The 9,394-nt window shown below is 56.2% G+C and carries 8 protein-coding genes; 4 read left to right on the forward strand and 4 right to left on the reverse strand.

The features are described 5' to 3' along the window. The coding region (locus tag NTW95_01225; GenBank protein ID MCX6556050.1) for an AI-2E family transporter at window positions 1–644 on the forward strand (644 nt) is incomplete at its 5' end. A gap of 30 nt (window positions 645–674) precedes the next feature. Beyond that, entirely contained in the window at window positions 675–1,601 is a 927-nt protein-coding gene (locus tag NTW95_01230) for a cation diffusion facilitator family transporter (protein ID MCX6556051.1), read from the forward strand. A gap of 16 nt (window positions 1,602–1,617) precedes the next feature. On the opposite strand, the gene NTW95_01235 is transcribed toward NTW95_01230, so the two are convergent. The 4 genes from NTW95_01235 to NTW95_01250 all read right to left on the reverse strand — a co-directional run bounded on the left by NTW95_01235 (window position 1,618) and on the right by NTW95_01250 (window position 6,695). Then, window positions 1,618–2,733, reverse strand: a complete 1,116-nt coding sequence (locus tag NTW95_01235; GenBank protein ID MCX6556052.1) for an aminotransferase class I/II-fold pyridoxal phosphate-dependent enzyme — start codon at window positions 2,731–2,733, stop codon at window positions 1,618–1,620. Window positions 2,734–2,806: 73 nt separating this feature from the next. Next, window positions 2,807–4,168, reverse strand: a complete 1,362-nt coding sequence (locus NTW95_01240) for a hypothetical protein (GenBank protein ID MCX6556053.1) — start codon at window positions 4,166–4,168, stop codon at window positions 2,807–2,809. A 10-nt stretch (window positions 4,169–4,178) separates the two neighbouring features. After that, complete coding sequence (locus NTW95_01245) at window positions 4,179–6,080, reverse strand: protein kinase (protein ID MCX6556054.1); 1,902 nt, start codon at window positions 6,078–6,080, stop codon at window positions 4,179–4,181. A gap of 114 nt (window positions 6,081–6,194) precedes the next feature. Then, on the reverse strand, window positions 6,195–6,695 hold the full coding sequence (locus NTW95_01250) for a lysophospholipid acyltransferase family protein (protein MCX6556055.1): 501 nt from the start codon (window positions 6,693–6,695) through the stop codon (window positions 6,195–6,197). 106 nt (window positions 6,696–6,801) lie between these two features. Here NTW95_01250 and NTW95_01255 point away from each other — a divergent pair, with 106 nt between their 5' ends. Continuing rightward, window positions 6,802–7,110 (forward strand): hypothetical protein, encoded by a 309-nt coding sequence (locus NTW95_01255; GenBank protein MCX6556056.1) that lies wholly within the window; start codon window positions 6,802–6,804, stop codon window positions 7,108–7,110. Between the two features lie 284 nt (window positions 7,111–7,394). Continuing rightward, on the forward strand, window positions 7,395–9,394 hold a 2,000-nt coding region (fusA, locus tag NTW95_01260; GenBank protein MCX6556057.1), incomplete at its 3' end, for an elongation factor G.

Below are 9,394 nucleotides of genomic sequence, written 5' to 3' on the forward strand. Positions count from 1 at the left end.
ACATGCTTAACCGCAGCCTCCAACTGATTCCCAGTATCCTGCCCATGGTCATCTCGCTGTTCCTGATCCCATTCATGACTTTCTTCCTGCTCAAAGACGGCCGGAGGCTGAAGAAATCTTTCATTCAAACCCTGCCCAATCGCTATTTTGAAATGACTATCAATTTAATTCATAAAATCGATGGCCAATTGAGCAGCTTTATCCGCGGCCAGATGTTGGTCTCCCTGTGTATTGGTATCCTATCCATCACCGCCCTGGCTATCCTCAGAGTGCCTTATTGCCTGATCATCGGCGCCATAGCCGGTGTGGCCAACCTGATCCCTTATTTCGGACCGATCGTCGGCGCCGTGCCGGCCATCATCCTCAACGTCATCGACAAGGGCTCCCTGAACGCCGCCCTGGTGGTGATCCTCGCCTTTCTCCTCATCCGCATGATCGACGACACGCTGGTTTCGCCCAACATCCTGGGCCGCAGCCTGGAGATTCACCCGCTGCTGGTGATCATCGTCATTTTTATCGGCGGCGAAATGTTCGGCCTGATGGGCCTGCTGCTGTGCATCCCGGTCACCGGCATCATCAAGGTGACCATCCAGGAGCTGCACTGGAGTTTCAAGCACTACCGTGCCTTCCGCATCGGTTCCTGATCGGGCTGTCCCGGCCGACAGGGAAATGAGATGGAAAAAGTGGTGAACGAATTCCTGCCGGCCGAAAGCCCCGCTACGCTGCTGCGCCAGAAAAAAGGTCAGACCGTGGTCAACCTGGGATTGTTCTGCAACATCGGCCTGGCTGCGCTCAAGACGACCATGGGCATCGTCGGCCACAGCGCCGCCCTGCTTTCGGACGGCATCAACTCCACCTCCGATGTCGCCTATTACATTGTGGTCAAGATTTTCATGAAACTGGCGGGCGCGCCGCCGGACAGCGAGCACCCTTACGGCCACCGGCAGATGGAGAGCATCGCCGCCCTGATCGTGGGCTCGTTCGTCATCACCACCGCCATCGCCATTTTCTGGAACTCGCTGAGCGATGTCTTCGATCAGCTCAAGGGCGGTGCGGATTTGAACCGCGCCAGCGCGGCCACTTTATGGGTGGCGCTGCTGACCGTGGCGCTGAAGATCGCCTTGACCCTCTACACCAGCCGGGTCGGGAAAAAAACCGGCAACCTGGCCATCCGCGCCCTGGCCTTTGACCACCGCAATGACGTTTTTTCGGCTCTGGCCGCCAGCCTGGGTATTTTCCTGAGCCGCCGCGGCCACCCCTGGGTCGATCCTTTGGCCGGAGCCCTGGTCGCCCTGTTGATCCTAGGCACCGGCATCGAGATCCTGCGCCAATCGACGGCCGACCTGATGGACTCGGTCCCCAGTCATTTTCTGGACAAGAAGATCAGGTCGGTGCTGGCGAAGGTGGGGGAAATCAAGCGCATCGAGGAGATCCATGCCCACCGTTTCGGCCCCTATTTCGTGATCAACCTAACCATCGGCATTGACGGCGGCCAGGACGTGACCAGCGGCGATGCCATCGCCACCCGGGTCGAAAAGCTCCTAACCGAAAAGATCGAATTGGTGCGCAAGGTTTACGTCCATTACCACCCGGCATCGTGAAATTAATAAGATCCGCTTAAAAACTTTCCCGCATGTAAGCAGCCAATTTTTCCAACCCGGCCTGAAAATCACGGCGGCCGAAACCGATGCGGAATTGCGCCGGCGCGGCGGAGAATAGCAGTCCGGGCAGGAGCAGCACGCCTTGTTTCTCGAGCAAGCCGGCGCAGAAAGCGTCGCTGGCCTCGTCGAAATTGACGCAGGGAAAGGCCACCGGCCCGGCCAGTGGTTCCTGCCAGGAAAAATGCTCGCTGTTTCGCTGCATGAAAGAGCGCAGCAGATCGAGGTTGCGGCCAATGATCTCCCGGTTGCGTTTCAAGATAGTCTCGTGATGGCGCAAGGCCAGGGAAGAGAGAAATTCGCTGGGGGCGGCCGTGCAGATGGTAGTGTAATCCTTGAAGGCCGCCATTTTTTTGAGAATGTCGCGATTGCGGCAGGCAATCCAACCCAGACGCAATCCGGCCAGGCCGAAGGACTTGGACATCACGCCCAGCGAAACTCCGTTTTCATACACTTCACAAGCCGCCGGCAGCCTGTTTTCCGGCTTGTATTCCAAGAAGCGGTAGACCTCGTCGGAAAAGACCAGCCAGCCTTTGGCTTCGGCAAGCTGTAGCATGCGCTCAAAAGAATCGCGGCTTGGCAAATATCCGGTGGGATTGTGCGGAAAATTTACCACTAGAGCCTGGGGGGCGCCCTTGGTTGAATCTTCGAGAAATTCGAGGTCCAACTCCCAACCTTTTTCTTGAGTTGCTTGCCAACAGGTTACCCGGCAGCCATTGCCTTCGGCAACAGCGGTCAGCGATTGATAGCACGGGGAATGGACAAGCAGGTGATCACCTGCATTCAGCACCGCGTTCATAAAAACAAAAATGGCTTCCTCGGCCCCGGCAAAGACCAGGATGTCATCGGCGGCAATTCCCTGATAAAGGCCGGCGATCTCCCGGCGCAATTCGGGATTGCCGGCGGTTTCGGTATAACCCAGGCGCAGGGCGGCAAACTTTTCCTCGGCTCCGGTATCCAAAGCCAGCAATTCACCGGCGGTGAAAGTTTCGCAATCCGAAGCGCATAGCACGTGCGCGCCCCCGAATTCATGTCGTGCGAAAAATCTTTCCAGGGCGAACGGTTCCAGCTTCATGGCCGCCAGCTTAAATCGTCAAGCCACTATTGTCAAGATTTATATCCGGGAAAAACCAAAGAGCATTGCCAGCTCAATTGAAGAATTCCAGTTGCACCACGCCGCTGTTGTCCCCCACGTTATCCTTTTCGACGAAGAAGGCATAGAAATTGCTGCCGTAGGTGTAAAACCGCGTGGTCTGGCCAATAGTCAAGGCCTGGAGGGTTATACCATCGACACCGTGATAAAATACCAGGATTTCATTCATGGTTGTGGATGGTGAATTGTAAGCGCTGCCGCTGACATGCACAGAGTATGGGCCAGCGGGGATCGAAATTTTGGCCGCCGAGAGGTTCCAGGCCGAGATACAGTTGTTTTTCCCGTGAACCTTGATCTGCTGCGATCCGAATAAGAGGGTGACCTCGCCGGAATTATCCGTGAGTTCGCCTTCCTCAACAAAAAAGGCATGGAAACGGGCTTGGGCCCCAATGCTTCTTAAGTCCAAGTTGTACGATTGGCCGATGGTCAGCGCAGCAAAGTGAGTGATGCTGTCAAGGCTCTCATAGCACACTAGCACGGCTTTAAAGTGATCAGTGCCATTATAGTAGGCGTTGCCCGACGTTTGCACCGTGTAACTGCCGCGATCGATCAATGCCTCGACAGCGGCCGAATTATTCAGGATGAAGCAATTGCTCTTGGCGTTGACATTCAATGTCGCCATGAAGGACATCGGCGTAGCGGAGACCTCGAGCTGGGTGTCGCGGTCCATGGCCAGGTTGCCGCTGGCGGCGAATTCCATTCCGTTGCTCTTCACCATGAGATCTTTGTAGTCGGCACCAAGCTCGAATTGATAAGGCACTAAGGTTCCTTTTTTGTAGGTATAGCTTCCGGCTGCGGGCGTTCCGCTGACACCGGCTCCGATCGTAACGGTTAGGGTATAGTTCTTTTTCTTCATCAGAAACACAATGACAAGCACCGTCGCCACGATGGTGCCGGCGACGAGCAGCCAGGGGAATTTCTTTCTGGGTTGGAGACGGCGTTGCTCCGCTTTCTTCAGTTTTTCAAAAACTTGGGGCGCGACCTCGGCCCGGATTTTGTCCAGGCGCGCACTGAAGCCGGCAGTGGGTTCGTCCTGGCTGATCTCCGGGTTGTTTTTAAGGGCGGCGCGCAGGCTGTCATCGCATTTCTGATCGTCGCCGACCTCAAAATACATTTTGGCCAGAAGATAATAGGCTTCGGCCACCTGGTTTTTCTGCTTGGCGATGGCGCGGATCTTCTCGATGTAAATGCCCAGGACCCGCGCCGCTTCCTCGTAGGACCCGGCCTGGATCAGCTTCCTGGCCGTTTCCAGCGGATCTTCATCGCCGGCGCGAATGGAGGCAGGCATCAGACAGAACCAGGCGAAAAAAAACAATGTGACCATGCCCTGGGTACGGACCGATTCACGATTTCCCATGGTAGACGCCCTAATTGATCCGCGACAGAACCAGCCGCTGCTGGTCGCGGCCGATGCGGAACGCGATACGCCAGTTTTCAATCCGGACGGCGGCTCCGGTTTTGTTGACCGGCGGCTGGACCTTGATGCCGTTGATGCACGTCTTGATCAGATCGAGGATCTCCGCCCGCTGCGATTCGGGTTCGATCTTGACGTCGCCGTCGTTGGCCGATTCCAGGCTGACATTTCCCGCCTGTCCGATGCGCAGCACCAATGTGATCGTGCCATTGACCCGGATGCCGGCAGCCAGGGGGGCGACGGAGATCAGCCCCAGTTCCCTGATGTACTGCTGGCACAAAGCAACGGGCAGGTCGATGATCCTCGCCGCTTCGGCCGGCTTGGATTTTGCCGAATCATCCAACTGGGACGCCGCCACGCTTGGCTTTTCATCGGCTGCGCTTTTCTTGCTCGCCGGCTTGGCCGGGGCTTGCTCCTGGGAAATCGGCTTCGCCCTGTTCTCGGGCACGGCTGCCATTTTCTGGACGCCGGGTTTCTTGTCGGCGCCGGCTTTGTCCGGTCCCGGCGGCTGCGCCGGCCCTTGTTGACGATCGGCCTGCTTTTTCTTTTCGGCCGCGGATTGGACACGGATCTGCTCGTCCAGCTCGTCCACCTCCTTCCCGACCTTGAGCGTGCGCGCCGCCGCCGCCTTTTGCCCGGCAGGTAAAAAATCACCCTTGGCCAATAGCTCCCGCGCCTCACGGAGCAGGGAAACATAACGCGCCTCGTTCATGACCGAGGCCTGATCCGGCACGGCCCGCGCCGCCGGCACCGGTCGTTTTGCCCCGCTGACCATAAAAAAGTAAAGCGCCGCCAGTGCCAGCGCCAGGACGGCAGCGACGGCGAAGGCCGGCCGGACATGCGGCCGCTTGGCAACCCGACCCCGGCGCCGGCCTTCAATGATCACTGTTTTCGCTTCCCTGCCCTCGATCGAGATCTTCTTGAGGTCGAGCTCCAGTTCGGCCATGGTTTGGAAACGCCGGCGCGGGTCTTTTTCGGTGCATTTGAGGATCAGGCGTTGCAGTTCCGGATGCAGGTCGGCCCGGGCCCGCGCCGGATCGGGCATCGGCTCGTTGATGTGCTTGAGGATGACCTGATACGGCGTGTCGCCCTTGAAGGGCACGATCCCCGAAACCATTTCATAGATCGTGATGCCCAGGGAATAGATGTCGGTGCGGACATCGACCGCTTCCCCCTTGGCCTGCTCCGGCGAGAAATAATACGGACTGCCCATGACCCTGCCGGTGGAGGTCATGTTGGTGCTGTCGAGTTTCTTGGCGAGACCGAAGTCGGTCAGGATGACCTTGCGGTCCCCGTTCTGGATCATGACGTTGTCCGGCTTGATGTCGCGGTGGATGATGCCCCGCTGGTGCAGGTGGTTGAGGATTCCCACCAGATCGGACGCGATGGCCAGGATCTCCGCCTGCGCCAGGGGCAAGTGACGCTGGATGTAATCATGCAATGTGACGCCATCGATGTACTTGAAGATGATATAGGCGACATGGTTGTGGAAGCCGAAGTCATAGACCGAGACGATATTGGGATGGTCCAGGCTGGCATACAAACGGGCCTCGCGCTTGAAACGCTCGACCATTTCCATGTCCATGGTCAGGTCGCGCGCCAGGATCTTGAGGGCGCAGGGCCGCTCGAGGACCTTGTCCTTGAGCAAGAACACGGTCGAAAAGCCCCCCTTGCCGATGAAGCGCAAAATCTGGTACTTTTCAACCAGTTTTTCCTTGATCGGATCCAGCTCGCTCCGGAACAAGCCGTCACTGTCGAGGGTATGGGCGGGCAACGGCGAAAATTCTTTGCCGCAGTTAAGACAAAACTGCGCGCCGTCTGCGTTGCCGACACCACAATTGGGACACTTGTTCACGTTAGTTCCCCCCACCCTGCCTCACGAGAGAAAACGGAACGGGCCACCCGATTCTCTCTATAACGAATTCTAAGAAGAATTGTTAAAAAAGTAAATACCCGGCGATGGATTTCTTCAGCGCGGCCCCGAATCCTGTTCGACGGACAAACGGGAGGCGATGATCCGCTGAACGGTCGCGGTCAGGGCTCCCTTGTCAACGGAGCTTAAAACCTCGGACCTGATGGCGGGATGGATATGCAGCCGCACCTTCCCCGGCGTGATGCGGCCGCGGTTGCCTTCGCGCAGCCGAAAGGAGCCGTCGATGGTCAGCGGCACGATGGCCGCACCCGAGCGGGTGGCCAGCTTGAAACTGCCGTCCTTGAAACGGTTCATCACTCCCGACTGGCTGCGCGTGCCTTCGGGAAAAACGATCAGCGAGCGGCCGGCCCGCAGGTCGGCGATGCCCCGGGCAATGGCCCGGGCCGATTGGCGCCGGTCCCTGCGGTCGATGAAAATGCAGCCCAGCAGTTTCATCCAGATGCCGACGATGGGGAGGCGGCCTACTTCCTTTTTGGCGACAAACCCTTTGGGTCCGGGGACATAGCCGATCAGCAGCGGGATGTCAGAAACTTGCATACCAGAAAATCGTGCGCAGCATGGGAAACCCATCATAGCCGAACCCGTTCCGCTTTTCAAGCCAGGCACTATATCCAATTTTCATTCATTCCGCTATAATAAAATTATGTTTGCAGTTCTGGAACTTATAGGGTTCATCAACATCGTTGGCGTAGTGCTATACCAGTTTATGTTAGTGCCATCATTGGCTACTGAAATAAAAAGTCGTTTTCAAGAACTTGGTCAGCCAATTAAATTGGGTTTCTTCTGGGATCGAGACTATTTATATTTTAAAGCAAAACGACTCAATCGCGATCTGCAAGATCCAATTATCAGCCGATTATTGAAAGAGCTAAAAGGCTTTATTATTTATTCGATCTTTTCATTTGTCTTTCTTGCGGTCACAGTAATATTAGATGGCATATTAAATAAGTAACCGATAATAATGGCGTCATCTTCATGGATCGCATGCAGTCATGGGCAGGGGTTCAATACAAGATCAATAAAGGTCATATTGAACCCCTACATTTTTATGCCCCTACAGCCATTGTCATAGGGGTGGCAATATGGTATACTTGAATATAAATTTAGGCAATTTGTTTCCTGAAAACGGGTAAGACAACCATTAATTTCCCTGATCAAGAACTACAAAACAGTCAATAACAGCAGCACGAAAATTGCTGTGTCCGCCGGTGACAAATTGCTGAAGGAGTCATAAAAATGGAACAAGCAATCCTGCAGAAGATCCGCAATATCGGCATCGTGGCCCATATCGATGCCGGCAAAACCACCACCACCGAGCGCATTCTTTTTTTTACCGGGCTCATTCACCGCACCGGCGAGGTGCATGACGGACAGGCGGTGATGGATTTCATGAAGCAGGAGCAGGAGCGGGGCATTACCATCTCCTCGGCCGCGATCACCACCCAATGGAAGGACCACCAGGTCAACATTATCGACACTCCCGGCCATATTGATTTCACTGTCGAAGTGGAACGCTCGCTGCGCGTCCTGGACGGCATCGTCATGGTTTTTTGCGCCGTGGGCGGCGTCGAGCCGCAGAGCGAGACCGTCTGGCATCAGGCCGACCGCTACAAAGTGCCGCGCATCGCTTTTATCAATAAAATGGACCGCCAGGGCGGCGATCTTTTTCAGACCGTCACCATGATGAACGATATGCTGGGTGCCAACGCCCTGGTCTATCAACTGCCCATCGGCAGCGAGGAAAATTTCCGGGGCGTCATTGACCTGGTAAAAATGCAAGCCTTTACTTTCCGGGAAATGGAGATGGAAATCAGCGCCATTCCGGAAGACATGCTGGCCAAGGCCAAAGAATTTCGCGCGATCATGATCGAAAGACTGGCCGATTTTGACCTGGATTTGATGGATAAATTTTTAAACGACAAAGAAATCAGCGATGAAGATATCCGGCGCGCTACCCGGCACGCTGTCCTTACCCTGTGCATCACCCCGGTTTTTTGCGGGTCCGCCTTCAAGAACAAGGGCATCCAGCTGCTGCTCGACGCCGTGGTCGATTACCTGCCCTCGCCCATCGACCGCGGCATCATCATCGGCAGCGACCCCAATGATCCCGAAAAAGTGATCTCGCGCAAGCCCTCGAGCAAGGAACCATTCACCTCCCTGGCCTTCAAGATCATCAACGACGCCTACGTCGGCCAGCAGACATTTGTCCGCGTGTATTCTGGCGAACTGCAAGCCGGCAGTTATATCTACAACCCGGTCAAGGACAAGCGTGAACGGATCAGCCGCATCCTGCGCATCCACGCCAACAGCCGCGAGGATATCGAGCGCATCGGCGCCGGCGATATCGCCGCCCTGATCGGCACCAAATTCACGACCACCGGCGACACCCTGTGCAGCGAAAACGAACCGGTCCTGCTCGAAAACATCCATTACCCGGAGACCGTCATCGACCTGAAGATCGAGCCGCCGTCAGCCAAGGAGCGGGACAAGCTGTCGGCGGCGTTGCACAAACTGTCACTGGAAGATCCCTCTTTCAAGGTCCATTTTGACGATGAAACCGAGGAGACCGTGATCTCGGGCATGGGGGAACTGCACCTGGAGATCATCGTCGACCGGTTGAAAACCGAACACCATGTCGAGGTCCAGGTCGGCAAACCCGCCGTCGCTTTCCGCGAAGCCATCACCCAGGAAGCCCCGGCCAACTACAAATTCAAAAAGCAAACCGGCGGCAAGGGCCAGTTCGCCCATATCGTCATGCGCCTGGAACCCAATCCCGGCCTGGGACTCGAATTTGTAAACAACATCAAAGGCGGCAACATTCCCAAGGAATTCATCCCGGCCATTCAAAAGGGGTTCAAAGCCTCGATGGAAAAGGGACCTTACGCCGGCTATCCCATGATGGACGTCAAGTTTGTTTTGATCGACGGCAGTTTCCACGCCGTGGACTCCAGCGAACAGGCCTTCAAGACCTGCGCCCAGCTGGCCATCAAGGAAGCCATCGCCAAGGCATCGCCGCATGTGCTGGAACCGATCATGAAAATCGAAGTCAATACCCCCGACGAATACGTGGGCGAGATCATCGGCGACATCAACCGCCGTCGCGGCAGGATCGACAGCATGCGCCGTTTCCGCAAGGGCTCGCAGAAGATCAACGGCAGCATCCCCTTGATGGAAATGTTCGGTTACGCTTCGGTCCTGCGAACCGTTTCCAGCGGCCGGGCCAAGATCGGAAGAGC

Source organism: Candidatus Aminicenantes bacterium (assembly GCA_026393795.1).
Classification (GTDB): domain Bacteria; phylum Acidobacteriota; class Aminicenantia; order UBA2199; family UBA2199; genus UBA2199.

Excerpts from the sequence above, each read along its gene's own strand:
- NTW95_01250 (MCX6556055.1), bottom strand. The coding sequence starts at position 6,695 with ATGCAAGTTTCTGACATCCCGCTGCTGATCGGCTATGTCCCCGGACCC.
- NTW95_01255 (MCX6556056.1), top strand. The coding sequence starts at position 6,802 with ATGTTTGCAGTTCTGGAACTTATAGGGTTCATCAACATCGTTGGCGTA.
- NTW95_01240 (MCX6556053.1), bottom strand. The coding sequence starts at position 4,168 with ATGGGAAATCGTGAATCGGTCCGTACCCAGGGCATGGTCACATTGTTT.
- NTW95_01235 (MCX6556052.1), bottom strand. The coding sequence starts at position 2,733 with ATGAAGCTGGAACCGTTCGCCCTGGAAAGATTTTTCGCACGACATGAA.
- NTW95_01230 (MCX6556051.1), top strand. The coding sequence starts at position 675 with ATGGAAAAAGTGGTGAACGAATTCCTGCCGGCCGAAAGCCCCGCTACG.